General features: G+C 62.9%; 19 protein-coding genes and 1 tRNA gene. 11 read left to right on the forward strand and 9 right to left on the reverse strand.

What is annotated here, in order from left to right:
- The first annotated feature begins 164 nt into the window (after positions 1–164).
- Both NKJ90_RS00680 and NKJ90_RS00685 read left to right on the forward strand, forming a co-directional pair.
- A complete protein-coding gene (locus NKJ90_RS00680; RefSeq protein WP_023759736.1) occupies positions 165–1,385 on the forward strand; it encodes a lytic murein transglycosylase in 1,221 nt (406 codons plus the stop codon).
- Between the two features lie 77 nt (positions 1,386–1,462).
- Complete coding sequence (locus NKJ90_RS00685; protein WP_023759735.1) at positions 1,463–2,677, forward strand: SGNH/GDSL hydrolase family protein; 1,215 nt, start codon at positions 1,463–1,465, stop codon at positions 2,675–2,677.
- A gap of 30 nt (positions 2,678–2,707) precedes the next feature.
- Here NKJ90_RS00685 and NKJ90_RS00690 read toward each other — a convergent pair whose 3' ends face one another.
- The gene (locus NKJ90_RS00690) at positions 2,708–4,162 is read right to left on the reverse strand and encodes a glutamate synthase subunit beta (RefSeq protein ID WP_352485526.1); all 1,455 of its coding nucleotides are present in this window, start codon (positions 4,160–4,162) and stop codon (positions 2,708–2,710) included.
- A gap of 140 nt (positions 4,163–4,302) precedes the next feature.
- Positions 4,303–9,054 carry a glutamate synthase large subunit gene (gltB, locus tag NKJ90_RS00695; RefSeq protein WP_023759732.1) on the reverse strand — a complete coding sequence of 1,584 codons (4,752 nt, stop codon included), beginning with the start codon at positions 9,052–9,054 and terminating at the stop codon, positions 4,303–4,305.
- A 487-nt stretch (positions 9,055–9,541) separates the two neighbouring features.
- On the opposite strand from gltB, the gene NKJ90_RS00700 reads away from it, so the two are divergent.
- Together NKJ90_RS00700 and NKJ90_RS00705 are read left to right on the forward strand one after the other, a co-directional pair.
- Positions 9,542–10,591 (forward strand): threonine aldolase family protein, encoded by a 1,050-nt coding sequence (locus NKJ90_RS00700; protein WP_023759731.1) that lies wholly within the window; start codon positions 9,542–9,544, stop codon positions 10,589–10,591.
- Between the two features lie 137 nt (positions 10,592–10,728).
- A complete protein-coding gene (locus tag NKJ90_RS00705) occupies positions 10,729–11,667 on the forward strand; it encodes a Csu type fimbrial protein (protein ID WP_050589535.1) in 939 nt (312 codons plus the stop codon).
- Between the two features lie 19 nt (positions 11,668–11,686).
- Here NKJ90_RS00705 and NKJ90_RS00710 read toward each other — a convergent pair whose 3' ends face one another.
- From NKJ90_RS00710 to NKJ90_RS00725, 4 genes are all read right to left on the reverse strand, one after another.
- Positions 11,687–14,050 carry a fimbria/pilus outer membrane usher protein gene (locus NKJ90_RS00710; RefSeq protein WP_156938557.1) on the reverse strand — a complete coding sequence of 788 codons (2,364 nt, stop codon included), beginning with the start codon at positions 14,048–14,050 and terminating at the stop codon, positions 11,687–11,689.
- 20 nt (positions 14,051–14,070) lie between these two features.
- Positions 14,071–14,802 carry a fimbrial biogenesis chaperone gene (locus NKJ90_RS00715; protein ID WP_352485529.1) on the reverse strand — a complete coding sequence of 244 codons (732 nt, stop codon included), beginning with the start codon at positions 14,800–14,802 and terminating at the stop codon, positions 14,071–14,073.
- A 37-nt stretch (positions 14,803–14,839) separates the two neighbouring features.
- Positions 14,840–15,328, reverse strand: a complete 489-nt coding sequence (locus NKJ90_RS00720) for a Csu type fimbrial protein (protein WP_084025440.1) — start codon at positions 15,326–15,328, stop codon at positions 14,840–14,842.
- A 299-nt stretch (positions 15,329–15,627) separates the two neighbouring features.
- Complete coding sequence (locus tag NKJ90_RS00725) at positions 15,628–16,095, reverse strand: Hsp20 family protein (protein WP_023759726.1); 468 nt, start codon at positions 16,093–16,095, stop codon at positions 15,628–15,630.
- A 471-nt stretch (positions 16,096–16,566) separates the two neighbouring features.
- Between NKJ90_RS00725 and NKJ90_RS00730 the strand changes: the two genes are divergently transcribed.
- A complete protein-coding gene (locus NKJ90_RS00730; RefSeq protein WP_023759725.1) occupies positions 16,567–17,544 on the forward strand; it encodes an alpha/beta fold hydrolase in 978 nt (325 codons plus the stop codon).
- A 57-nt stretch (positions 17,545–17,601) separates the two neighbouring features.
- Here the strand turns inward: NKJ90_RS00730 and hisN are convergent, their stop codons facing one another.
- A complete protein-coding gene (hisN, locus tag NKJ90_RS00735; protein WP_023759724.1) occupies positions 17,602–18,375 on the reverse strand; it encodes a histidinol-phosphatase in 774 nt (257 codons plus the stop codon).
- 392 nt (positions 18,376–18,767) lie between these two features.
- Positions 18,768–19,709: an N-formylglutamate amidohydrolase gene (locus NKJ90_RS00740; RefSeq protein ID WP_023759723.1), complete on the reverse strand. Its 942-nt coding sequence runs from the start codon at positions 19,707–19,709 to the stop codon at positions 18,768–18,770.
- 162 nt (positions 19,710–19,871) lie between these two features.
- Here NKJ90_RS00740 and cpdR point away from each other — a divergent pair, with 162 nt between their 5' ends.
- Together cpdR and NKJ90_RS00750 are read left to right on the forward strand one after the other, a co-directional pair.
- Positions 19,872–20,234 carry a cell cycle two-component system response regulator CpdR gene (cpdR, locus tag NKJ90_RS00745; RefSeq protein WP_006199474.1) on the forward strand — a complete coding sequence of 121 codons (363 nt, stop codon included), beginning with the start codon at positions 19,872–19,874 and terminating at the stop codon, positions 20,232–20,234.
- Positions 20,235–20,350: 116 nt separating this feature from the next.
- Positions 20,351–20,425, forward strand: a tRNA-Val gene (locus tag NKJ90_RS00750).
- A gap of 121 nt (positions 20,426–20,546) precedes the next feature.
- Here the strand turns inward: NKJ90_RS00750 and NKJ90_RS00755 are convergent.
- Positions 20,547–21,701 (reverse strand): dihydrodipicolinate synthase family protein, encoded by a 1,155-nt coding sequence (locus tag NKJ90_RS00755; protein WP_352485530.1) that lies wholly within the window; start codon positions 21,699–21,701, stop codon positions 20,547–20,549.
- Positions 21,702–21,945: 244 nt separating this feature from the next.
- On the opposite strand from NKJ90_RS00755, the gene NKJ90_RS00760 reads away from it, so the two are divergent.
- Genes NKJ90_RS00760 through NKJ90_RS00775 form a run of 4 tightly spaced genes read left to right on the forward strand, consistent with a single transcriptional unit; the run spans position 21,946 to position 26,384 of the window.
- On the forward strand, positions 21,946–23,004 hold the full coding sequence (locus NKJ90_RS00760; RefSeq protein ID WP_352485531.1) for a LacI family DNA-binding transcriptional regulator: 1,059 nt from the start codon (positions 21,946–21,948) through the stop codon (positions 23,002–23,004).
- Positions 23,001–24,017 (forward strand): Gfo/Idh/MocA family protein, encoded by a 1,017-nt coding sequence (locus NKJ90_RS00765; RefSeq protein ID WP_023759722.1) that lies wholly within the window; start codon positions 23,001–23,003, stop codon positions 24,015–24,017. Before NKJ90_RS00760 ends, NKJ90_RS00765 begins: the two co-directional genes overlap by 4 nt.
- Positions 24,014–25,615 (forward strand): acyl CoA:acetate/3-ketoacid CoA transferase, encoded by a 1,602-nt coding sequence (locus NKJ90_RS00770; RefSeq protein WP_023759721.1) that lies wholly within the window; start codon positions 24,014–24,016, stop codon positions 25,613–25,615. Before NKJ90_RS00765 ends, NKJ90_RS00770 begins: the two co-directional genes overlap by 4 nt.
- Entirely contained in the window at positions 25,608–26,384 is a 777-nt protein-coding gene (locus NKJ90_RS00775) for an enoyl-CoA hydratase/isomerase family protein (RefSeq protein WP_023759720.1), read from the forward strand. Before NKJ90_RS00770 ends, NKJ90_RS00775 begins: the two co-directional genes overlap by 8 nt.
- The last annotated feature ends 1 nt before the right edge of the window (position 26,385 follow it).

The raw sequence follows: 26,385 nt of genomic DNA on the forward strand, positions 1-26,385 counted from the left end.
AAGACATTTTCACGCCGGAATTGAGGATTACTGGGCGACAGGGCTGGAGCGATCGTCGGAAAGCTTCGAGACGTCTTTTCGTTCCCGGCGGCGCCTATGGTAAACTAATTCCTAACCTGGTTCGGCGATGAATGGTCTTTCCTGAGACAGAGAAGGAGGAAAAGATGTCCGTTCGCAATGCCGCAAAACGTTTTACCAGCGTCATAACGGCAGCCAGCCTCTCGCTCGCTCTGCTGATGCCTGGCCCCGCTTTCGCCGATGCCGGCTTCCGGCAATGGGTTGCCGGCTTCCGCGCCACCGCCGTGCAGAGCGGCGTTTCCGGCGCCCTCTACGACCAGGCCTTCAGGGACATTCGGGATATTGACCCGGTGGTTCTGGAAAAGGCGCGCACGCAGCCTGAATTCACCGCCCCTGCCTGGGACTATTTCGACAACCGCGTTCATGACCAGTCGGTCTCGGTCGGCCAGCAGATGGCCAGGAAATGGAAGCCGTGGCTGGACAGGATCGAGTCAAGGTTCGGCGTCGACCGCCACATCGTGCTGGCCATCTGGTCGATGGAATCGAACTATGGCGAGATCCTCAAGCGCGACGACATCATGCGCAACGTGGTCCGCTCTCTGGCGACCTTGGCCTATGCCGATCCGAAGCGCGCGAAATTCGCCCGCACCCAGCTGATCGCCGCGCTGAAGATCCTGCAGACCGGCGATATCGACGAAAGCCATCTGAGCGGATCGTGGGCCGGCGCCATGGGCCACACCCAGTTCATCCCGACCAGCTATCTGCACTATGCCGTCGACATGGACGGCAACGGCAAGCGCGACATCTGGAATTCGATACCCGATGCGCTGGCGACCGCCGCCAACCTGTTGGCGAAGAATGGCTGGCAGGCCGGCAAGACCTGGGGCTATGAGGTTGTCCTGCCTGCCGGCAAGCTTCCCGGCGGCTCCAAGACGCTGTCGCAGTGGCAGGCTCTCGGCGTGGTCAGGGCCAACGGCAAGCCGTTCAAGAACGGCTCCGACAAGGCAACGCTGAAAGTGCCGGACGGCCGCAGTGGGCCGGCCTTCTTGATGATCAAGAATTTCTCCGTCATCAAAGCCTATAACAACGCCGACAAATATGCGCTTGCCGTCGGTCTTCTTGCCGACGAGATCGCCGGCTCCAGCGGTCTCGTGCAGGACTGGAAGCGGCCTTTCACCAAGCTCACCTTCGAGGAAAGGCAAGAGCTGCAGAAGCGGCTTTCCCAGCACGGCCTCTACGACGGCAAGTTCGATGGCAAGATCGGCGACGGCTCGAAGTCAGCCATCATGGCCTTCCAGGCCAGCGCCGGCTTGACCCAGGATGGCTATCCGAGCATGGAAGTGCTGAAGTGGCTCCGGCAGAAATAGAGCCGCATGCAGTGCCGCGCGGCCCTTCGGGCGCGCAAAGGACGCTGTAGCAATCTGCCAAGGGATGGAGGAAACGATTGGCTTCGGCTGCGCGCATCGCAGGGCTTGTTCGTCGCATGCCGGTGCTCATTCTGGCCGTAATCGTGCTCGCCGTCGGTGTGGCCGGCGTCTTTCACGCACCTGCAATGGCGCAGGAGCAGCAAGACCGCGGCTGGTCGTTGCGCGACCTTCTGTTCCCGCGCCGCAGCGAGCGATTCGAGCCGCCGCAGGATATCCAGAAGGCAAGGCCCAGGCCGATGGTGAAAAAACCTCGCGCGCCCCGCCCGCCCGCGGAACCGGAAACCCCTGTGGTCGAAAAGGCGCCGGACGCCCGCGCCGTCCTGGTGGTCGGTGACTTCATGGCGGCCGGTCTCGCTGAAGGCCTCGACACCGCCTTTGCCGAGAATGCCGGCGTCAGGATCGTCGTGCGCAGCAATGGTTCGTCCGGCTTCGTGCGCGACGACTTCTACAACTGGCCCGAACAGATCAAGTCGTTGATCGAGACCGAAAAACCCGCCGCCGTGATCGTCATGCTTGGCTCCAACGACCGCCAACAGATGAAAATCGGCGACATTCGCGAACTGCCGCGGTCCGAAAACTGGACTAAGGAATACGAGCGTCGCGCCGACGCGTTCGGCAAAGCCATTACGGAGGCCAAGGTGCCTTTCCTTTGGGTCGGCATGCCGGCCTTTCGGGTACAGAAGATGACCTCCGACATGCTTGCCTTCAACGACATCTACCGTCAGGCGGCCGAAAGCCATGGCGGCGAATTCGTCGATATCTGGGACGGCTTCGTCGATGAGAACGGTGCCTTCGTCACCAGCGGCCCCGACATCAACGGCCAGCCGGTGCGACTGCGTGCCGATGACGGCATCAACGTTTCGAAGGCAGGCAAGCGCAAGCTCGCCTTCTATACCGAAAAGCCGCTGTTGAAGATCCTCGGACTGACCGCGCCGGGGAGCGCGGTCACGGCATCTGCCCCCGCAGGCGCTCCCGTGGAGGCGCCGGCGCCGGCCGCGGCCCCCATTGTCATCGACCGAACCGCACCGATGCTGCTCAGCGATCCGGCACTCGATGGCGGCACCGAGCTGCTTGGCGCGGCACCGCTAGCGAAGGCCAATCCGGACCTGCCGGGTGAAAAGCTAATAATCGAGGGCAAGGCACCAAACGCCTCGCCCGGCCGCGCCGACGATTTCTCCTGGCCGCCGAAGGCTACCACCGCGACCGACACCACGACCGCGATCAGTCGTTAGTATCGCAGAGCGGCTCTGAGGCCGTTTGGCTCAGCGCGGCAGAACGCTCGACCCCATTAGCGCCTCGTCGATCGATCGTGCCGCCTGTCGGCCCTCGCGGATCGCCCAGACGACCAATGACTGGCCGCGGCGCACGTCGCCGGCCGCATAGAGCCTGTCGACGCTGGTCCTGTAGTCACGGTCGTTGGCCTCGACATTCCTGGAGCGGCGGTTGTCGGTGACGATCTTCATCTTACCGTCCAGCTCCGTCGCCACGCCGGCCTTCGCCGGTCCGGCAAAACCGATAGCGATGAAGGCGAGATCGGCGCGTATGACGAATTCGCTGCCGGGGATCGGCTTGCGCTTCTCGTCGACCTCGCAGCACTTGACGCCGGTCAACTGGCCTTCCTCGCCGATGAATTCGAGTGTCGCCACCTGGAATTCACGCTCCGCGCCTTCCGCTTGCGAGGACGAGGTGCGCATCTTGGTCGCCCAGTAGGGCCAGACAGAAAGCTTGTCTTCCTTCTCCGGCGGTTGCGGACGGATGTCGAGCTGGGTGACGCGCACCGCGCCCTGGCGGAAAGCGGTGCCGACGCAGTCGGACGCGGTATCGCCGCCGCCGACAACGACGACATGCTGACCGCCGGCGATGATCGGATGCGACGGCCACGCCACAGACTGGATCGGCTCGCCGCCGACACGCCTGTTCTGCTGCACCAGATAGGGCATCGCATCATGCACGCCGCCGAGATCGTCGCCGGGAATACCGGCCGCACGCGGCGTTTCCGACCCGCCGCAATAGAGCACGGCATCATGTTCGGCGAGCAACTCGGCAACCGGCTTGTCGACGCCGACATTGACGCCGCAATGGAAGGTGACGCCCTCGCCCTGCATCTGCTCGATGCGCCGGTCGATATAGTGCTTCTCGATCTTGAAGTCGGGAATGCCGTAACGCATCAGCCCGCCGGGTCGGCTCTCGCGCTCATAGACATGGACGTCGTGGCCGGCGCGGCCGAGCTGCTGGGCAGCCGCCATGCCGGCCGGTCCGGAGCCAATGACGGCGACACGTTTGCCGGTCTTCTTCTCCGGCGGATAAGGCCTGATGTGGCCGGTTTCATAGGCCTTGTCGGCGATCGCCTGCTCGACCGTCTTGATGGCGACGGGGATGTCCTCGAGGTTCAGCGTGCACGCTTCCTCGCAGGGCGCGGGGCAGATGCGGCCGGTGAACTCCGGGAAATTGTTGGTCGAATGCAGGTTGCGGATCGCGTTGTCCCAGTCTCCATTATAGACGAGGTCGTTCCAGTCGGGGATCTGGTTGTGGATCGGACAGCCGGTCGGCCCATGGCAGAACGGAATGCCGCAATCCATGCAGCGCGCGGCCTGTTTCTCGACCTCCTTGTCCGACATCGGCAGCGTGAATTCACGGAAATGCCGGATGCGGTCGGAGGCCGGCTGGTACTTGTGTACCTGCCGGTCTATTTCAAGAAAGCCTGTTACCTTGCCCATAGTCCAGTTCCTGCTGTCCAGATGGTGCGGTTTTCGCCGCACCCGTTAACCTCTTGAGGCAGCCGTGGCAACCTTTCGCACGAGGTCAAACTGTCGATGAAGATAGGCCGGGAGACCTGAGCCTCCCGGCAATCCCAAGTCTATTCCGCCGCAACGCCCATGCGCATGCGTTCCATCTCGATCAACGCGCGGCGGTATTCGACCGGCATGATCTTGCGGAATTTCGGCCGGAATGTCGTCCAGTCGTCGAGGATCTCGCGACCGCGCACCGAACCAGTGTAGTGCACATGGTTCGAGATCAGCTGATAGAGCCGCTCCTCGTCATGGCTGGTCATGTCGCCTGACACATCGACGCGTCCCTTGTGGTCGAGGTCGCCGCCGTGATGCAGCAGCCTTTCCATCAAATCGTCTTCTTCCGGAACCGGTTCCAGCTCGACCATCGCCATGTTGCAGCGCTCGGCGAAATCGCCCGCTTCGTCGAGCACATAGGCGACGCCGCCCGACATGCCGGCGGCGAAGTTGCGCCCGGTCTGGCCGATGACGACGACGATGCCGCCGGTCATGTACTCGCAGCCATGGTCGCCGACGCCTTCGACGACAGCCGCCACGCCCGAATTGCGCACCGCGAAACGCTCGCCGGCGACACCGGCGAAATAGGCCTCGCCCTCGGTAGCGCCATAGAGCACCGTATTGCCGACGATGATGGAGTCAGCCGCGACGATCTTGGCCGCTTCTGGCGGCCGGATGACGAGGCGTCCGCCCGACAGGCCCTTGCCGACATAGTCGTTGCCTGCGCCGACAAGCTCGAACGAGATGCCGCGCGCCAGGAAGGCGCCGAAGGACTGGCCGGCGGTGCCGGTCAGCTTCACCGAAATCGTATCCTCGCGCAGGCCCTTGTGCTTGAAGCGCTTGGCCACCTCGCCCGACAGCATGGCGCCGGTCGAGCGGTCGACATTTCGGATGTCGACCTCGATCTTGACCGGCTGCTTGCTTTCGAGCGCCGGCTTGGCCAGTTCGATCAGCCTGCGGTCGAGCACGTCGTCGATCGGATGCTTCTGCCGCTCGGTCCAGTGCGCCGCTTCATGCGGCGCATCCGGCTTGAAGAACATCTTCGAGAAGTCGAGCCCGCGCGCCTTCCAGTGGACGATCAGGTCGCGCTTTTCCAGAAGGTCGGTGTCGCCGATGATCTGGTCGATATGGGTGTAGCCCATTTCGGCGAGCAGACCGCGAACCTCTTCCGCAACGTAGAAGAAGAAGTTGATGACGTGTTCCGGCGTGCCCTTGAAGCGCTTGCGCAGCACCGGATCCTGCGTAGCGACGCCGACCGGGCAGGTGTTGAGATGGCACTTGCGCATCATGATGCAGCCGGCCGCGATCAGCGGCGCGGTCGAGAAGCCGAACTCGTCGGCGCCGAGCAGCGCGCCGACGATGACGTCGCGCCCGGTGCGCAAGCCGCCGTCGACCTGCAGCGCGACGCGTGACCGCAAGCCGTTCAAAACCAGCGTCTGGTGAGTCTCGGCGAGACCCATTTCCCACGGGCTGCCGGCATGCTTGAGCGAGGTCAGCGGCGAGGCGCCGGTACCGCCATCATAGCCCGAGATGGTGATGTGGTCGGCGCGCGCCTTGGCGACGCCCGCCGCAACCGTGCCGACGCCGACTTCCGACACCAGTTTGACCGACACGTCGGCGGCCGGATTGACGTTCTTCAAATCGTAGATCAGCTGCGCCAGATCCTCGATCGAATAGATGTCGTGATGCGGCGGCGGCGAGATCAGGCCTACGCCCGGCGTCGAATGCCTGACCTTGGCGATGGTGGCATCGACCTTGTGACCGGGCAGCTGGCCGCCCTCGCCGGGCTTGGCGCCCTGCGCCACCTTGATCTGCATCATGTCGGAATTGACGAGATATTCGGCCGTGACGCCAAAACGACCCGAGGCGACCTGCTTGATCGCCGAGCGTTCGGGATTCTTGCCGCCGCCAGGCAACGGCAGGTAGCGGTCGGCCTCCTCGCCGCCCTCGCCGGTGTTCGACTTGCCACCGATCTGATTCATGGCACGCGCCAGCGTCGTGTGCGCTTCGCGCGAGATCGAGCCGAACGACATCGCCCCGGTCGAGAAGCGCTTGACGATGTCGGCCGCCGGCATGACGTCGTCGAGCGCGACCTTCTTGCGGCCGGTTTCCTCGGCTAGCTTGATCCTGAACAGGCCGCGAATGGCCTGTGCGCGGGCCGTCTCGCTGTCGATCTGGGCGGAATAGTCCTTGAACGTCTCCCACGATCCCTGGCGCACGGCGTGCTGCAATGTGGCGACCGCGTCGGGCGACCACATATGCGCCTCGCCGCGCATGCGGAACATGTATTCGCCGCCGACCTCGAGGCTGTTGCGCAGCACCGGGTCGTTGCCGAAACCGTCATTGTGGCGGCTGAGCGTCTCGGCCGCGATCTCGTCCAGCCCGACACCTTCGATCAGCGTAGCGGTGCCGGTGAAATATCGCTGCACGAAATCGGTCTTCAGCCCGACGGCGTCGAATATCTGGGCGCCGCAATAGGACTGGTAGGTCGAAATGCCCATCTTGGACATCACCTTGAGAATGCCCTTGCCGATCGACTTGATGTAGCGCGAGACGACTTCGTAGGCGTCCACTTCCTTCGGCAGCTCGCCACGCTTGTGCATGTCGAGCAGCGTGTCGAAGGCGAGGTACGGGTTGATCGCCTCGGCGCCATAACCGGCAAGGCAGCAGAAATGATGCACCTCGCGCGGCTCGCCGGATTCGACGACGAGGCCGACCGAGGTGCGCAACCCCTTGCGGATCAGGTGATGATGGACCGCGGCCGTCGCCAAAAGCGCCGGGATGGCGATGCGGTCCGGCCCGACCTGGCGGTCCGACAGGATGATGATGTTGTAGCCGCCGGCGACCGCCGCCTCCGCCCGCTCGCACAGGCGGTCGATGGCGCCTTGCATGCCTGCCGCCCCTTCGGCGGAGCCATAGGTGATGTCGATCGTCTTGGTGTCGAAGCGGTCCTCGGTGTGGCCGATGGAGCGGATCTTTTCGAGATCGCCATTGGTCAGGATCGGCTGGCGCACTTCGAGCCGCTTGCGGCGCGAATTGCCGACCAGGTCGAAGATATTCGGCCGCGGCCCGATGAAGGACACCAGGCTCATCACCAGTTCCTCGCGGATCGGATCGATCGGCGGGTTGGTGACCTGGGCGAAGTTCTGCTTGAAATAGGTGTAGAGAAGCTTCGACTTGTCCGACATGGCCGAGATCGGCGTGTCGGTACCCATCGAGCCCACCGCTTCCTGGCCCGTCGTCGCCATCGGCGACATCAACAGCTTGGTATCTTCCTGGCTGTAGCCGAACGCCTGCTGGCGATCGAGGAGGCTGACGTCCTTGCGCAGTTCGCGCGGCTCGACCGGCTTCAGATCTTCCAGGATGAGCTGCGTGTTGGCGAGCCAGGTCTTGTAGGGATGCTTGGCCGCGATTTCCGACTTGAGCTCCTCGTCGGAGACGATGCGCCCCTTTTCCAGGTCGATGAGAAGCATGCGGCCGGGCTGCAGCCGCCACTTCTTGACGATCTTCTCCTCCGGCACCGGCAGCACGCCGGCTTCCGAGGCCATGATGACCCGGTCGTCGTCGGTGACGATGTAGCGCGCCGGGCGCAATCCGTTGCGGTCGAGCGTAGCGCCGATCTGGCGGCCGTCAGTGAAGACGACCGCCGCCGGTCCGTCCCACGGCTCCATAAGGGCCGCATGGTATTCGTAGAAGGCCTTGCGGTCGGCATCCATCAGCTTGTTGCCGGCCCAGGCTTCCGGGATCAGCATCATCATGGCGTGGCTGAGGCTATACCCGCCCTGGAACAGGAACTCGAGCGCATTGTCGAAGCAGGCGGTGTCGGACTGACCGTCATAGGAGATCGGCCAAAGCTTCGAGATGTTGTTGCCGAACAGTTCGGAATCGACCGAAGCCTGCCGCGCTGCCATCCAGTTGTTGTTGCCGCGCACGGTGTTGATCTCGCCATTGTGGGCGACCATGCGATAGGGATGCGCCAGCTTCCACGACGGGAACGTATTGGTCGAGAAGCGCTGGTGGACGAGGATCAGCGCGGTCTCGAAGCGCGAATCCTTGAGGTCCTTGTAATAGGCACCGACCTGATAGGCCAGGAACATGCCCTTGTAGACGATGGTGCGCGCCGACAAAGACACGCAATAGGCGCCGATGTCCTTGTTGTCGTTCTCGGCATAGATCCGGCCGGATATGACCTTGCGCAGCAGATAGAGCCTGGCCTCATACTCCTCGTCGTCGGTAATGTCTGGCGTGCGGCCGATGAATATCTGCCGATGGAACGGTTCCGACGCGACGATATCAGCCGCCTTCGACAGTGACGAATTGTCGACGGGCACGTCACGGAAACCGATGAGCGGAAGCCCCTCGGATTGCGCCGATTCGGCAATGATGTCCTCGACATGGGCGCGAAGTGCCGCATCCTGCGGCATGAACCAGTGGCCGACGCCGTATTGGCCCGCCGGTGGCAGGTCGATGCCCTGGGCCGCCATTTCCTCGCGGAAGAAACGATCGGGAAGCTGCACCAGCACGCCGGCGCCGTCGCCGACCAGGGGATCCGAGCCGACGGCGCCGCGATGCGTCAGGTTTTCGAGCACGGCAAGTCCGTCCTTGACGATCTGATGCGACTTCACGCTCTTCATGTTGACGATGAAGCCGACGCCGCAGGCGTCATGCTCGTTACGCGGGTCGTAGAGACCTCGGGCGGAAAAGCCGTTGACGGTGCGACCGTTGTTGGATCGGCCGAGATTGGTCAGGGACGTATTTTTGACGGTTGCCGCTTTCGTCTGCGCGGCCTGGCCGTTCGTCGCAGATTGCGTCATGTCCGTCATCTCCTGTCCTCCGTTCCCAGCCCCTCGGGCGCTGGTTTGCCTCGGCAAGCGCTTGGCTCACCCTGATCCTTGCGGCACGTCTTGCGAAATCCTTACCGGACCAGGCGGCTTTCCGCATGGTTCGTATTCGTACAGGCCAAATCGGGGCCGTCCACCTGTCGCTCGCAGCAACAGCCGGAGAGGCCCAAATGATACGCCAATCCAGCTCGTTTTGTGCGACAAAATAAGACAGCACTACTGTCCTAAATTTTTATGACAGAAATCCCGGACGCATACAAGATCGATTCACAAAAAACTTGGGCCTCTTGCGACAGAAAATTACGTGAAGCCGGGGAGAAACGTAAGGTTCAGTCGCCAATCTCTCTTCTGTCGGCTGGCTGGCTTTACCGATTTTTCGGCGCCCGGCCCCCTTGCGATCAGCATGCGAAACCGGTCAACTTCAGGCTGACTTCCCCAAAACCCGATTTCCCTAGACATAGGCAGATGAATGTTCTTCGCTTCCGACAATTGGGCAGGCGCCCATCCCAATATCGTTGCTGGCCTGTCGGCCAATGCGGGGGGCTATTCCACCGCCTATGGCGACGGTGCACTCGACCAAGCCGTCTATCAGCGCTTCAATGAGATCTTCGAACGAGAGGTCGCGGTGTTCTTCGTCGCAACCGGCACTGCCGCCAACTCTCTGGCGCTGACCGCCTATAACAAGCCTGGCGGCATCTCCTTCGCCCACCGCGAATCGCATGTCATCGAGGACGAATGCGGCGCGCCGTCATATTTTTCCGGCGGTTCGCGCCTGCATGAGATCGACGGCGCGCTTGGCAAGGTCGACCCGCACAATCTGGAACGGACCATCGGCCGTTTTGCGCCCGAAATCGTCCATTGGGGACGGCCGATGGCTGTTTCGATCACCCAGTCGACCGAGGTCGGCACCGTCTACGGGCTGAATGAAATCGAGACGATCTCGGCGATCGCCAAACAACATTCGGTGCCCCTGCACATGGATGGCGCCCGCTTTGCCAACGCGCTGGTCGCGCTCGACACCACGCCTGCCGAAATGACTTGGAAACGCGGCGTCGACATCCTCTCCTTCGGCGGCACAAAGAACGGCTGCTGGTGCGCCGAGGCAATCGTGTTGTTCGATCTTGATCGCGCCAAGGAATTGGCCTTCCTGCGTAAACGCGCCGCCCAGCTGTTTTCGAAATCGCGCTTCGTCGCCGCGCAGTTCGAGGCCTATTTCAAGGACGGATTGTGGCTGGACACCGCCCGCCACGCCAACGCCATGGCCGCGCGCCTTGCTGCGGCGATCGAGGATTCGGCCACGGCCAAGCTGGCATGGTTGCCGCAGGCAAATGAGGTGTTCGCAGTGATCAAGAAAGCCGAGGCCGAAAGGCTGCAGGCAGCCGGCGCTGCCTTCTACGACTGGCACAGGCCACATGGCTTTGACGGCCACATCAGTGAGGACGAGCTGCTCTATCGCTTCGTCACCAGCTTCGCGACGACCGCGGAAGACGTCGACCGGTTTGGCCTCATGCTCGCCTGATAGGTTTCTCCCGAAAGAGCTCGGAGCCCGTTTCGAATTAGCCTGGGCCGTGATAGGCAGACATAATGGTTGGCAAGGGATCGGGTTTCGGGAGACCGCTACGCCGTGCGCTACACTGGACAGTGCGGCTACGGGCAGTGCTGGTCACGATATTTCTCGTTTCCAGCTTGCAAGGGGCTTGGTCCCAGAGCTGCTCCGTCACGGCCGTCAGCGGGTCGTACGGCGCTGTCGATATCCTAAGTGGTGCCGTCGACGACACGACTGCGACCTTCTCGATCAGCTGCTCGGGCGTGATCTTCTCGACCGTGCGCCTGTGCGTCGAACTTTCGCCCGGCCAGACCAACACGGCCGGCAATCGCCGGCTGGCGTCGGGCACCCAACGATTGGTGCATGAGCTCTACAGCGACGCGGCGCGAACGACGATCTGGGGATCCTGGGGCCTGGCCACGACGGCCTATGCCCTCCATCCCATCGGAACGACCTACGATCTCAACATGGGCTTCTCCGGTAGCGCCAATGCCACGCTGACGGTTTATGGCAGGGTGGCCGCGAACCAGACCACCGCCGGACCCGGATCATACATCTGGACCATGACCTCCGCGCCGGCGATTGGCTACGACTACGTGACGGCAACGGCGTGCCCGACAGGCAGCCGACAAGCCGTCTCAAGCGGCTCCACCTGGACCGCGACAATCAACGCGAACTGCAACGTCTCGGCCACCAACGTGAATTTTGGCTCCGTCGGGGTACTGGCGTCGAATGTCGATTCGACAGGTTCGGTCACCGTCCGCTGCACCAATTCGACGCCTTACTCTATCGGACTCAGTGCGGGAACGGGTTCCGGAGCTACAATCGCCGCCAGGAAGATGACGAGCGGCACCAAGCTCGTCAGCTATTCGCTTTACCGCGACAGCGGCATGGCTACGGTTTGGGGGAACACGATCGGCACCGACACCGCCAGCGGCACCGGCACCGGGTTGGACCAGCCCTACACCGTATATGCCGAGGCGCCCGCACAGACGACCCCCGCGCCAGGAACTTACACCGACACGGTCGTCGTCACCGTCACCTACTGACATCCGGCGACCGCCGGCATCAACGGCAGGAAATCTCGACGACCACTTGCGCGTTTGTCTTCGGCGTATAGTTGAACGCAGCACTGCACGTACCGCTGGCGGTTTCGGCCACGACAGTGTTCTTGCGCGCCAGCCCCTCGACATAGGCACGCCCGTCATAGCCGATGACGAAGTCCTGCTTGCCGTTGATCGTGCCGTGCGACCCCGCCATGAGCGGCTGTCCGTCCGGGCCTGACAGGACCAGGACTGCGGCGTCCACATTCGTGCGAATCCGGAAATCGGCCCGTACACCGGCCCGGTCGGCCGGCGCGATGACATCCTGCGTTGTGGATACATCGGCATCGATCGGCAGGTTGGTGGTATCGATGGCGATTCTGTTTTTCTGATAGGAGCGCAGGCCCGGCAGCAGCAGCCGGCCCTTGCCATCCGTAACCCCCACCGGTCGATTCTCGTACAACACGCCGACATCGGGCACGCCTGTTTCGACGACGGCGAAACTGTCGTCGATGCGGTCCGTCAGGAAGACGCCGGATCCCATCGTTGCGATTGCCCCATCGAACTGGGCTGTCGCCGTGGTGCCCGAGATTGAACGGCCGACGGCGGCATCGGCACGGCCATGGGAAGAGCGATAGGCAATCGCTGCGGAGCCCTCCGCGGATCCGCCCTGGCTAAGGCTTGTCCGCCAGCCAACGTTGCCCGGTTCCTCGCCGAGCGGCTTGCTCACGTCGGCAATCATGTCGAGCCCGTCCTTGCCGGCCGAGACAGCCGTCGATGCCATTGCATCGCCGCCGATCGGCATCGACAGTCCGGCGAAGAGACCGGCGCTCCTTCGCCCGCCAAGCTCAGCGAAGGCCGTGGCGTTGAGGTAGCCGAAAGGCAGCGTGCGCGAGTAGGACGCAGTGACGACCTTGGAGCTCTCGCCGCCGGCCGATGTCAGGTCGATGTAGCTTGCGCTGACGCTGCCGCTGTCGAAGGACAGTGGCGTTCCGACGGAAATGCTGTTCACCCTCTTGGGCGGCCTGGATCTGGCCACCGCGTCCGTCGCTTCCGGATCGAACGACGATAGATTGAAGAACGCGTGACTGGGCGCTTCGCTATCCTGAAGCCGGTCGGTCACCGAGGCGAGATCGTCATAGGAACCGAGCGTCATCTGCGAACTGGCATTGACGCTGAGGGTCCCGATCCTGATCTCGTAGGAGGCATAGGCCTGCAGGCCGTTGCCGGCCCGGCCATGACTGCCGGCCAGCGCGAACGAGGCGACGCCAAGCGAGCCGGTTCGCATCGCCATGCCTATTCCGCCATTGACCAGATCCTTGCCGGCCTCCGCATGGCTCTCCAGCGTCAACCAGTCGTAGATGCCTTTTCTCAGGCTTGCCGACACGACGGGCTGATTGACGGCGTAGGCATCCGACGTCGTCGCATACCCGAGCCTTGGCATGCCAGCCTCCAGCGAAAAGTCGAAGAGGCCCGGCCTCAGCAAACTGGGTGAGGCGTAGAACGGTACGCTCGTGCGCGTTTCATGGCCGGCGGCATCGCGCAGCACGACAAGTGCCTGCCCGCCGCCCGTGGTGACGGGAATGTCGGTGATCTGGAACGGACCCGTGTCGACTGGGTGTGAATAGGTTTTCAAGTCGTTGACGTAGACGTCGACCGTCGACGGCACCGCCGCGCTGCCGCTCACCGAGGCCAGCGGCTGCGTGATCAGGTCGGCGCGAAGCCCGAAATTGCGGCGCACCTGAAGCCCGCCGACGCGGATCGGCCTGGTCCAGGCGAAACCACCGGAGATGACATCGCCAGCCTGATACGTCACCAGCTTCGCCGGGTCGGAATAAGTATAGGCGGTGTCGAGCCTCAGCGCATCGGTCCGTCCGTTGTCCGTCAGCCGCATGATCGCCGACTGACTGAACGTGCCGACCGGCGAAAATGCCCTGGCGTCCAGGGTTGCGGACACGCCGCTGAAGGAGAAGCCGCTTGCGTCCGGCTCCTGTCGTGACGCCGCGAACAGATTGTAGTTGAGGACGCCGCCAAACCCCGCGTGAACGTCAGGCGATGCCTCGCGATCGGGCGCGGCGTCATAGGATATCGTCCCGCGCAGGCCGTTACCTACGGTCAGGAAAATACGCTGCTGCGCCGCCTCGTAGCGGTAAGTCAGGCCCTGGACACCGTCGAGCATGATGGTTGTGGCGGTGGATCGACCCTTGCCCAGATCCAGCCCCAATGCCTGCAGCTCATCAGGCGTGGCGCCGATATGCTGCCCGTCGGTAGAAATGAATGCCGCGATCTGATTGGTTGGAGCGTCGTTGATGAAGACTTCGAGTTGAAGCTGCTGGACCGCTCCGGCTGCCTGATTGGACTGCGTCAGTGCAGCGATCAGGATCGACATGGCCAGCAAGCAAGCCGGATTCACGGCGCGGCGACAACCGGCGCTGTGGCCTCGATGGCACCATCATTTCCCTGACCGGCGATCGAGATCGATCCCTTCGCGGCGAATTTGCGCCCGCCAGCAGGCGCCGTCCATCGCATGGTCGACTGACCGAGCGCATAGCCGACGAGCCCTCCCCCGAACGAGATCTTGTGTCCGCCCGCGTCGCGCAGCGAGAGTGCGGAGACACGCAGGCGTGTACTGCCTTTGTTGTGGGCCGACACGATCAGCCTGCCGTCCTGCTTCGATACGGTCCAGTCCACGGCCGGTGGCGTTCTTTCCGGCGAACTGAAGAAGACTGGGATCGAGTGGCGAACCAACAATCTAACCGTGCCGGTCTTGGCCCGGCTGGCGTCCGGTAGCTCGTCGACAAGGAGGCGATAAGCCTCTTCAGAGGCAATCGGCCGCTTGGCCACGCGCACGATGCGAACCACATAGTCGGCGCCCGGCTGAAGTGTAGCGCCCGGAGGAGAGGCGACCACATCTTGCGTGGGCAGCAGGCTCTCCTGGCCATCAGCTTGCGACCAGCGAAAAACACGAATCTGCACGTTGCTTGGCGTCTGCCCGTCATTGCGCAGCGTGATCGTCGACGCCGCGCCGGGAGCGACGACATCGACGAGAGCAGGCTGCACTTGAAGCGATTCCGCGTGCGCCTGCGCACCGCCGAACAACAATGCTCCCATCAAAGCCAAAGTCAGCCTTGCCAAATTCATTTGCACCCCCCGGGCGTCGACCGTCGATGCGGCAGACCTAGTAAGTGACCGTGACCGTCACCGTATCTGTGTAAAGGGCTGGCGCAGGTGTTGATTGCGCTGGCACGCGTCCATACACGGTAAAGCTTTGTGAAGATCCGGTACCCGTCGAAGAGACCGTATTGCTTCCTATTGTGTTTCCCCAGACGGTCGTTCTGCCGCTGTCGCTGTAAAGAGAATAGGTGACAGTGGCGGCGCCATTGGTCATCTTGCGCGCGGCAACCGTCGCGCCCGATCCAGTGCCGGCGTCCAAACCAATATTATAGGGGGTCGTGTTCGTGCATTGAACCTGAACCGTCGATGTCTGGTCGACATTGGCTGCAATGAGGCCCGATGAGCCGAAGTTCAGCGTCGATGCGCTGCCAATGGTGCAGGATGCGGTGATTGTCATCTGCACGGTCATGTTTAATGTCGTCGTCGTCGCGCGTGCCTCGGCGCCGAGAAGCGCCAGGATCGCCAGGCACGCTGCCGTTTTTCTTCGCCACATTCGTCGAGAGTCCTTTTTCGATGGTTCCGGAGAGAAGGTGAAACGGGCGTTGGAGCCTCCGGGGCCTGTGGACTGGCCGAGCTAAATATGTTCGAACTTGGTTAAAAAGGGATTACTTATTTAGATAACGCTAAAGTAACAATCGCGCTCGTTTCCCGCGAAATCCTTTGGTCGCCCCATCCGGCGAGCGCGATCACCCTCAAGTCAAAGACTGCGCAGTTCCGGCCTCTCGTCGAGCGAACTGATACAAAAAAAGGCGACGCCTTTCAGCGCCGCCTTTGCCTTGGGAGGCTGCAGGTTTAATTGGCGGTTTTGGCCTCGATCTGCTTGGCCTTGGCCGGAGCCGAGGTGATCGCGATCTTGCGGGGCTTCAGTTCCTCGGGAATGTTGCGCTTGAGATCGACGAAGAGCAGGCCGTTCTTCAGCGCGGCGCCGACGACTTCGACGTGATCGGCAAGCTGGAAGCGGCGCTCGAAAGCCCTCGAGGCGATACCGCGATAGAGCAGTTCGGACCCTTCGCCGGTGCCTTCGTCCTTGCGCTCACCCTTCACGGTCAACACATTCCGATGGGCTTCGATCGAGATTTCCTCGTCCGAGAAGCCGGCAACCGCCATCGAGATGCGATAGGAATCCTCGCCGGTACGCTCGATGTTATAGGGTGGATAGGTCTGCGCGCCATCCGGCTGCGCAAGCGAATCGAGCATGGTGAAGAGACGGTCGAAGCCGACGGTCGAACGATAAAGCGGGGAAAAATCAACGTGACGCATGGGGTGTTCTCCTGTTGAGCAACATGGTTTGCGTATGGCCGGTGCGAAACCCTTGAGCGGCATTTCTGCTGGACCAGCGACCCCAACATTGGCGGCCGCATCAGACATTTGGGGAGCAATCGAATGCATTTCAAGATTACATCCGGCGGCAAAAAACCGTGTGGCTGATGCCTTGATGAACGGCAGATGAACCGGCGCTTCGGCGCGCGTTCAGACAGCCGGCGCTAAAGTGCATTCCAGGATCAAGGACTGGCGGCGCCGACAGGCACCGCGACGAGGCCGACCGGGTGTCAACGTCCCTTCCTCCCGGATCGACAGGGGCCGGAAGCATGCTTTCAAGCGGCTTCCGGCCTTCCCCGTTACAGCCTCCGTTGCCGTGAATTGCTTTGCTTTTGGCGCATGGGCGTCTATCACCTTAGCAGAGCCGGCCGGCACAGGCAGGCATGCGAGACGCCAAGCACGAAGCGCCGAATGACGGATCTTTTCAACGACAACCGCCTTTTTCACGAAATTGAGGGCAATCCGCGGCCGGAAAACGCCTCTGCCGGCTTCTTCACCACGCGCGACGGCAAGAAGATCCGCTACGGCCTGTTCGGCGCGGTCGCCCGCCCGATCAAGGGCACCGTGGTCCTGCTGTCTGGCCGCAACGAGTGCATCGAGAAATATTTCGAAACCATCCGCGACCTCGCCGATCGCGGCTTTGGCGTCGCCACCCTCGACTGGCGCGGCCAGGGCGGTTCCGACCGGCTGATCCGCGATCGCCAGCGCGGCTATGTCAAGCGCTTCCGCGACTATACCGCGGACCTCGAACAGTTTTTCGAGGAGATCGTGCTGCCCGATTGCCGAGGGCCGTACTACATCCTGGCGCATTCGGCAGGGGCGTTGATCACGCTGCTTGCCGCACGGTCAATGATGAACCGCGTGCGGCGCATGGTGCTGATCGCGCCATTCCTGACGCTGCCCGACCTGCCGGTCTCGATATCGACGGTTCGCCGCGTCTGTTCGTTATTCTGCGCTGTCGGCCTCGGCCGGCTCTATGCCGCCTGGGGCCCGCGGCCGAAGGTGACGGCCCCGTTCGAGACCAACAAGCTGACGAGCGACCCGGTGCGCTATCGGCGCAACACGCGGATCTACGAAGAGTACCCGCAACTGGCACTTGGTGGACCCACGATCCGTTGGCTGCGGGCAGCCGCGAAAGCCTCTGAAGCCGTCAGCGACCCCGACTTCATGGCTCGGATCCAGATTCCACTGCTGATAATCGCAGCCGGCGCCGACCAGGTCGTCTCGACCAAGGCCGTGGAAGCCTACGCCAGGCGTCTGCGGCTCGGTTCGCTGCTGATGATCGACGGTTCCCGTCACGAAATCCTGCAGGAAGCCGACATCTACCGTGAGCAGTTGCTCGCCGCCTTCGATGCCTTCATTCCCGGCAGCGACGACCCGACTGCCTGAAGCGCCGATCACTGGTTCAGGTCGCGCTGAGGCAATTTCGAGAAAAGCGTGAAGCGGTCAGCCGCGTAAGGCGGCCATGGCCGCGGCATGGAGCTCCGGCGTCGCCGCTGCCAGCACATCGCCACCCTGTTCCGCCGGCCCGCCGTCGAATGTGGTGACGACGCCGCCTGCCTTCTCGATGATCGGGATCAGCGCGACGATGTCGTAAGGCTTCAAGCCGGGATCGGCGACGATGTCGACGCTTCCTGAGGCTATCATGGCAAAGGCGTAGCAATCGGCGCCGTAGCGAGCGAGTTGGATCTGCTTTTCGAACTGGTCGTAGCGATTGCGCGCCTCGCCTTTGAACAGTGCCGGCGTGGTTGTGAACAGCGTCGCCTCGGCCAGCTTCGTCGTCTTGCGGGTTGTCAGTTTTCGCGAGCCACCTGGACCCTCATAGTGAGAACCCGAGGCGTTGGCGTAGAACAGTTCACCGGTGAAGGGTTGAGACATCATGCCGGCAACGGCGTCTCCGTCGACGGTGAACCCGACCAGCGTCCCCCATACCGGCAGGCCGGAAATGAAGGCGCGCGTGCCATCGATCGGGTCGATCACCCAGACATGCCGGCTCGAAATGTTCTCGCTGCCGTGCTCCTCGCCGAGAATGCCATGGTCGGGATATTGCGCCGATATCAGCGTCCGGATAGCGCGCTCGGCCTCGCGATCGGCCTCGGTGACCGGGTCGAAACTGCCCATTTCCTTGTTGGCGACAGCGCCTTGGCTGCGAAAGCGCGGCAAGGTCTCCGCCGCCGCCGCCTGCGCTATGCGGCGCATGAAATCGATGCTGATGTCCAACTGATTCTCCCGCATTGCGGCATGCCCGAGCCGTGCTCTGCCGACAATTTTGTCCCAAAACAAGGGTGTTCGATGATTTTTCCGCGACGACATCTGTTGCCCGGATGTCACACAAGCATCTTCGAAACGCAATTTCCACATCACAGTGAATTAAAAAAGCCTGAAGGTCGCTTGACATTTGTGCAGCGCACAATACCCTTGTTCTCGGACAGCTTATCCTGTCCATGCCCTCCTTGGGCGTTTCCTCCCTAGACTTCGACCGTATCGTGCAAACGATGCGGTCTTTTTTTACGCCGGGATTTCCAAGGCATGTCGCCCAAAAGCGTGCCCACGGGCCTGACCCGAGGTGCGCAGCGGTTTTGGGCCAACGACATGCACCAACAAGGCGAACTTCACTCCGCAGCCAGCGGCAGGTCGACGAAATGATGGTCGGGCATCGACATCAGGTCAGCTGAAAATCGCGTCAAATCGTCGGCCAGAGCGTCAAAGCCGGCGACCTTCTCAAATGTCCGCTCGTTCATGTAGAGCCCGCGATTGACCTCGATCTGCAGCGCATGCAGATGGCGCGCCGGGCGACCGTAGTGCTCGGTGATGAAGCCGCCAGCATAGGGTTTGTTGTGAGCGACCGCATAGCCCATGGCGGTGAGCAGGCCGATCGCGGCCTCGGTCAAGGCCGTGGTGGCCGAGATGCCGAAACGATCGCCGATGATGAAGTCGGGCCGCAAGCCGTTGTCGCCGACACGAATGCTCGCCGGCATCGAATGACAATCGATCAGCACGGCAAAGCCGAAACGCGCATGGGTCCTGGTCAAAAGCCGCTTCAGCGTCTCATGATAAGGCTTGTAGACGGCCTCGATGCGGGCGACCGCCTCGGCCAGAGGCAAGCGGCCGGGATAGATGTCGAGCCCCTCGCCGACCAGTTTCGGCACCGTGCCAAGTCCGCCGGCCACCCGCGCCGAGCGGATGTTGCAGAAGGACGGCACCGGCTCGGCGAACATGCGCGGATCGAGTTCCCAAGGCTCGCGGTTGACGTCGAGATAGGCGCGCGGAAAATTCGCCGCCAGCATCGGTGCGCCGAGCGCGACGGCGCCGCCGAACAACTCATCGACGTAACAGTCCTCCGACCGGCGGATGGCGTTGCGATCCAGTCTTGCCATGGCCAGGAAGCGTTCGGGATAGTAGCGGCCGCTATGCGGTGAGTTGAAGAGGAAGGGGACGCGCTGCTCGGCGCCCGACCGGATTTCGAAGGGCGGAAAGACCGAAAAATCCTCGGCTGCCGTCTTCAATTTGAACGAACCCGAAAACACCAGTGCATCATGATGCGAAAGTGCCACCTTGCTGGCCGCGTGTCCAGCATTTCAGGGGTCGAGCCGCCGGGCAAATATGGATCATCGCCGTCCGCGTTCACTTGATGTTTACCCTCACCTCCTCATATACAGGATGGTTAACGGGCTTGCCCAACGGCAATCTCGGGCGGGTGATTCGGACGGGACATCATGGCACGCATTCTTCTGGCGGAAGACGACGACGATATGCGTCGGTTCCTCGTCAAGGCGCTGGAGCGCGCCGGTTACCAGGTCAGCGATTTCGACAATGGCGCCAGCGCCTATGAGCGGCTGCGCGAGGAGCCGTTTTCGCTGCTGTTGACCGACATCGTCATGCCGGAGATGGACGGCATCGAGCTGGCACGCCGCGCCACCGAGATCGATCCTGATTTGAAGGTCATGTTCATCACCGGTTTCGCCGCCGTTGCGCTGAACCCGGATTCCAAGGCGCCGAAAGACGCCAAGGTCTTGTCGAAGCCATTCCATCTGCGCGATCTCGTCAACGAGGTCGAGAAGATGCTTCAGGCGGCCTGAGCCGCTTTCCAAGCGAGGCGCCGCACCTCTTCGCCACTGCGGCGAGACGACGCCTTCTTTCCTTTTTCCTGCTATTGACGCGCTGGATCAAAAATGGTGTATGCGCGGCTTCGGATGGGCGTGTAGCTCAGCGGGAGAGCACTGCATTGACATTGCAGGGGTCACAGGTTCAATCCCTGTCACGCCCACCATCCAATCCAGACATTGGCGAGCTTGAGCGCAATGCGCCCGTCCCGGCACTGACCAGAGCGGGCCTGCGTGAGATACCTGCGTTAGAAGCCAGGACATTGGTTCCGTGAGGGACCCTCCGGCTCAGACGCCCGCGACGGCGCAGAGGCTCCTCATTCTGGCAACCGCTAGGTCTGGATCGGCCAGCAATCCGACTTGGTCGGCAAGGCGGAACACATCGGCATAGTGACGGATGCCGCGCGCCGACTGCATGCCGCCGACCATAGCAAAATGGTCCTGATGGCCGTTCAGCCAGGCCATGAAGACGATGCCGGCCTTGTAATATTCGGTAGGCGCCTCGAAGATTTTTCGCGCTAGCGGCACGGTCGGCGCCATCAATGCGTCATAGCCGGCGCGATTCCCCTCCGCCAGTTTCGCCAATGCGGCATTGGCGACCGGCGCGATGGCGTCGAAAATGCCGAGCAGCGCATGCGAATGCCTTTGCTCGTCGCCGGCGATCAGTTCGGGGTAGTTGAAGTCGTCACCGGTGAACATCACGACGCCGTCCGGCAGGCGGTTTCTGAGCGCGACCTCCTTGCCGGCATCGAGCAGCGAGATTTTTATCCCGTCCACCTTGCCGGCGTGGCGGTCGATGATGGCGACGACGGTGTCGAGCGCGGCCTCGAAATCGCTGCTGCCCCAATAGCCCTTGAGCGCCGGATCGAACATGTCGCCCAGCCAATGCAGGATGACCTTGCCGGAGGCCTGGCCGAGGATGCGGTCGTAAACATGCACATAGTCAGCCGGGCCCTTGGCTGTCGCCGCGAGCGCCCGGCTGGCCATCATGATCGCCTTGCCGCCCAGCCCTTCGATAAAACCGAGCTGCTCCTCATAAGCGGTGATGACATCGTCGAGCGTTCTGGCAGCGGCCGGCGCCAGATGGTCGGTGCCAGCGCCCGAGGCCAGGTCGGCGCCATCGACGGTACGCGCCTCGGCGATCGAGCGGCGGATCAATTCCTGCGCGTTTGTCCAGTCGAAACCCATGCCACGCTGCGACGTGTCCATCGCCTCGGCGATGCGAAAGCCTAGCCGCCACAGGTGGTGCCGGAACGCCATCGTCCTGTCCCAGTCGACCACCGGCCTAGACCACGGATCGGTCATCGCAAGCGGATCGGCAACGACGTGTGCGGCGGCATAGGCGATGCGCGTAAACCGCGCGCCGATCACCGGCTGCACCGGCTGGCCGGCAAGCGCGTAGCGGGCACTGCGGCCATCCTCGCCAGGCAAGGAAATGTCCATCGATCTCTCCCTTTCCCGCGCCTATAAATGGAACGTTCCAATAAATCAAGAACCTTTAGGATTCAGAGTTCATTCACAGGCAAATGCTGCATTGCAACAGATAAAAGCCTTATACAATATGACATTGGAGTACGTACGATCGATCGTTCCCGACCGGGAAAAGATCTGGGGTTGACTCAAGATCCAACCGATGATTAGAACGTTCCAATAAAACGCGATCATAAAGTTGGGAGGATGCATCTGAATGGCCAGCCGGGCCAAGGCGACGATATTCGACATCGCCCGTGAAGCAGGCGTGTCCAAATCGACGGTATCGCTCGTGCTCCAGGGTAGCGGGCTGATCCGGCCTGAGACAGCAAGCAAAGTTCGCAAGGCGATCGACGATGTCGGTTACGTTTACAACCGCGGCGCCGCCAACCTGCGCAAGGCTCACTCCAACGTCATCGGCATGGTCATCAACGATCTCACCAATCCTTTCTTCGCAGAACTGGCGGTCGGCATGGAACGCGTCTTCCAGTCGGCCGGGATCGTGCCATTCATCGCCAACACGGCTGAAAATCCGGTGCGCCAGGAGGAAGTGCTGAAATCGCTGATGGAGCAAGGTGTCGCCGGTCTCATCGTGTCGCCGGCCCGCGGCACGACGCCGGGCGCCTTTCGGCGGATCGAAACGGCGGGCCTGCCTGTGGTCTTCGCCATGCGCCGGCTGCCGGAAAGCCGCATCCCCGTGATCGCGCCGGACAATCATCGCGGCGCCTATCTCGCCACCGCTCATCTGATCGGCAAGGGACATCGCCGGCTGGTCTTCTTCGGCGGCTCGTCCGATCTGGTGGTCTATCATGAGCGGCTTGGCGGATTTCGCGAAGCCTGTGAGACGCAGGGGATCGCCGCCCGGGACGCACTTGTCGTCGAAGGCGAGACCAGCCGCAGAGGTGGTATCGCGTGCCTGGAGACCGCTCTCGCGATGGCTGAACCGCCGACCGCGGCACTCTGCTTTAATGACGCCGTCGCCTTTGGCGCGATGCTGGCGCTGCGCAAGCGTGGGCTTGAGCCGGGCGCTGATTTCGCCATCGTCGGCTTCGACGACGTGGCCGAGGCCGAGCATCATATGCCGGCCCTGACCAGCGTCGCGGTGGACTCGGCGGGCCTGGGCGAACGTGCCGCGCATGTCATGCTGAAAATGATCCAGTCGCGCACCACGCGGGCCGAGGACCATATCGGCGCGGTCAATCTCGTGGTCAGGGAAAGCTGCGGCCCGGATCGCCGCACCCGAAACAGGCCCGCGGGTTCGGGGGGCGCGGCATGAGCGTCAAATGGGGCTTGATCGGTGCCAGCACGATCGCCAGACAGTTCATGATCAACGCCATCCGCGCGCAAGGCGATGGCGAGATCGCGGCGGTGATGAGTGCCAGCCCCGAGCGCGCGATGGCCTATGCCGGGGAAAACAACATTCCGCTTGCCGTTTCGACGCTCGATGGCCTCCTCGGCGCCGATATCGACGCCGTCTACATCTCGACCACCAATGAATTGCACCTCGAGCAGGCGCTCGCCGCCGTCAGGGCGGGAAAGCACGTGCTGTGCGAAAAGCCGCTGGCGCTAAGCAGCAGCGACGCCCGCAAGATGGTTGCCGCCGCCAAGGCCGCCGGCGTCGTGCTCGGCACCAACCATCATCTACGCAACGCCGGCGCGCACCGCACCATGCGCGAGGCGATCGCCGCCGGCCGCATCGGCAAGCCGATTGCCGCGCGCGTCTTCCATTCCGTCTATCTGCCTGAGAATCTGCAGGGCTGGCGCATCACCAAAGCCGAAGCGGGCGGCGGCGTGGTGCTCGACATCACCGTGCATGATGCCGACACGCTGCGCTTCGTGCTCGGCGACGATCCGGTCGAGGTTTCCTGCTTCACGCAGTCGGCCGGCATGGCCGGCAGCGGGCTGGAGGATGGCGCCATGTGCATCTGGCGCTTCAAATCGGGCGTCATTGCGCAGTCGCATGAAGGCTTCACCACCAAATTCGCCGGCACCGGCTTCGAGGTGCACGGTTCGGAAGGGTCGCTGATCGCCAGCAACGTGATGACTCAGAAGCCGATCGGCTCGGTGCTGCTGCGCACGGCAGCAGGCGAAGAGGAATTGAGCTTCGACCGCGAGGATCTTTATGCGCGCTCCGTGCGCCAGTTCCACACCGCGATCCGTGGCGAGGGCCAGCCTGCCGCAACCGGAGAGGACGGCATCTGGTCGCTGACCGCTGCCGAAGCAGCGCTGCAATCGGCAAGTTCCGGCAAGGCCGTCAAGATCGACCCGAAACTCGGGAGCATGAATTGAATAAGGTCGTTTCCGCATCTGAAGCCGCAAGCCTGATCAAGGACGGCATGGTCGTGTCGGTGTCCTCGTCAAGCGGCCTCGGCTGCCCGGACGCCGTGCTGGCCGCCATCGGCGAGCGCTTCGATGGGGAAGGCCATCCGAAGAACATCACCACGCTGCATCCGATCGCCGCGGGCGACATGTATGGCGTCAGGGGTATCGACCATCTGGCCAAGCCCGGCCTGCTGAAGCGGACTTTGTGCGGTTCCTACCCGTCCGGCCCCTCCTCTTCCGAACCGCCGCAGATCTGGAAGATGATCGGCGACAATTCGGTCGCCGCCTACAACGTGCCGTCCGGCATCCTGTTCGACATGCACCGCGAGGCTGCCGCCAAGCGGCCGGGCGTGCTGACCAAGGTCGGTCTCGACACCTTCGCCGATCCCCGCCACCAAGGCTGCGCCATGAACGCCGCCGCCAGCGAGCCGATCGTTTCCGTGCAGCAGTTCGACGGCGAGGAATGGCTCTATTTCCGCTCCATCGTGCCGGATGTCTCGATCATCCGCGCCACCACGGCGGACGAGCGCGGCAACCTCACCTACGAGCATGAGGGCGCCTATCTCGGCGGGCTGGAGCAGGCGCTTGCTGCCCGCAACAATGGCGGCATCGTCATCGCGCAGGTCAAGCGCGTCGTCGAGAACGGCACGCTGAAGCCGCATGACGTACGCGTGCCCGGCGTGCTGGTCGACCATATCGTCGTCGCGCCCGACCAGTTGCAGACGACGCTGACGCCTTACGATCCGGCAATCTCGGGCGAGATCTTCCGGCCGCTGTCGAGTTTCCGCAACGCGGAGATGAATATCCAGAAGGTGATCGCGCGCCGCGTCGCCATGGAATTGCGCGACGGCATGGCCGTCAACATCGGCTTCGGCATTTCGGCCAATGTGCCGCGCATCCTTCTCGAGGAAGGCCAGCACGGCAAGGTCACCTGGGTCATCGAACAGGGCGCGGTCGGCGGCGTGCCGCTGCTCGACTTCAAGTTCGGCTGCTCGTCGAATGCCGACGCCTTCATGCCCTCGCCGCACCAGTTCATCTATTTCCAGGCCGGCGGCTTCGATGCGTCACTGCTGTCCTTCCTGCAGATCGACCGTCATGGCTCGGTCAACGTCTCGAAGCTTTCGGCGCGGCCGCATGTGACAGCCGGCGCAGGCGGCTTTGTCGACATCACCGCACGGGCGAAGAAGATTGTCTTCTCCGGCTTTTTCAACGCTGGCGCCAAGCTCTCATTGGCCGATGGCGGCATCCGCATCGACCAGGAGGGCAAGATCAAGAAGGTCGTCGCAGAGGTCGAGCACATCTCGTTTTCGGGCAAGCGGGCGGTCGCGCAGGGGCAGGACATCACCTATGTCACCGAGCGCTGCGTGATGAAGCTGACGCCGGAAGGTCTGGTCGTCACCGAACTCGCCCCGGGCATCGATCTGCAGCGCGATGTGCTGGCGCAGGCAGAGATCCCGCTCGGCGTCGCCAAGGACCTCAAGACGACACCAGAGGCGCTCTACCTGGACCAGCCGATAGGCCTGTCGCTGAATGGCGGCGCCTCGCTCGGAGGCGCGCATGGCTGAACGTCTCGTTACCTTCGAGCAGCATGGCGCCATCGGCACCGTCACGCTGCGCCGGCCGGAAAAATTCAACGCGCTCGACATCCCGATGCTGCGGGCGCTGGAGACGGCGCTCGACGCGGCCGAGTTGGCGGAAGGCGTGCGCGTCGTGCTGCTTTCAGGCGAGGGCAAGGGCTTTTGCGCCGGCGGCGATGTCGAGGCCTGGGCGCAGATGAGCGCGGCCGATTTCCAGGTGCAATGGGTGCGCTACGGCCACCGGGTGTTCGACCGGCTGGCGCAGCTGCGGCAGCCGACCATCGCCGTCCTGTCCGGCCATGCGCTGGGCGGCGGCCTGGAACTGGCTGTGGCCTGTGATTTCCGCGTTGCGGAAACACAGGTGAAATTGGGCTTCCCGGAAACCTCGATCGGCGTGGTCCCCGGCTGGTCCGGCACGCAGCGCGCGGTGCGCCGTTTTGGTGCACAGACGGTGCGTCGCATGGCGCTGGGCGGCGAGATCTTGCTCGCGCCCGAAGCGCTGGCCCTGGGTGTGGTCGACCGGGTGGTCGAGACCGGCAAGGCTCACGACGAAGCCAGGACCTGGGCCGAAAAGATCGCCGAGCGCGGGCCGCTGGCGACAGAGGCCGCCAAGTTGATGATCGCTGTCGCCGAAGGCGAGGAAAGCGCCGCCGCCACCGAAGCGCTGGCCAGCGGCTTCATCGCGATGTCCGGCGATCTCAAGGCCGGTGTCGGCGCTTTCAAGGCCAAGCACAAACCGACCTTTTCGAGATCCTAGA

Source organism: Mesorhizobium sp. M0051 (assembly GCF_040323235.1).
GTDB lineage: Bacteria > Pseudomonadota > Alphaproteobacteria > Rhizobiales > Rhizobiaceae > Mesorhizobium.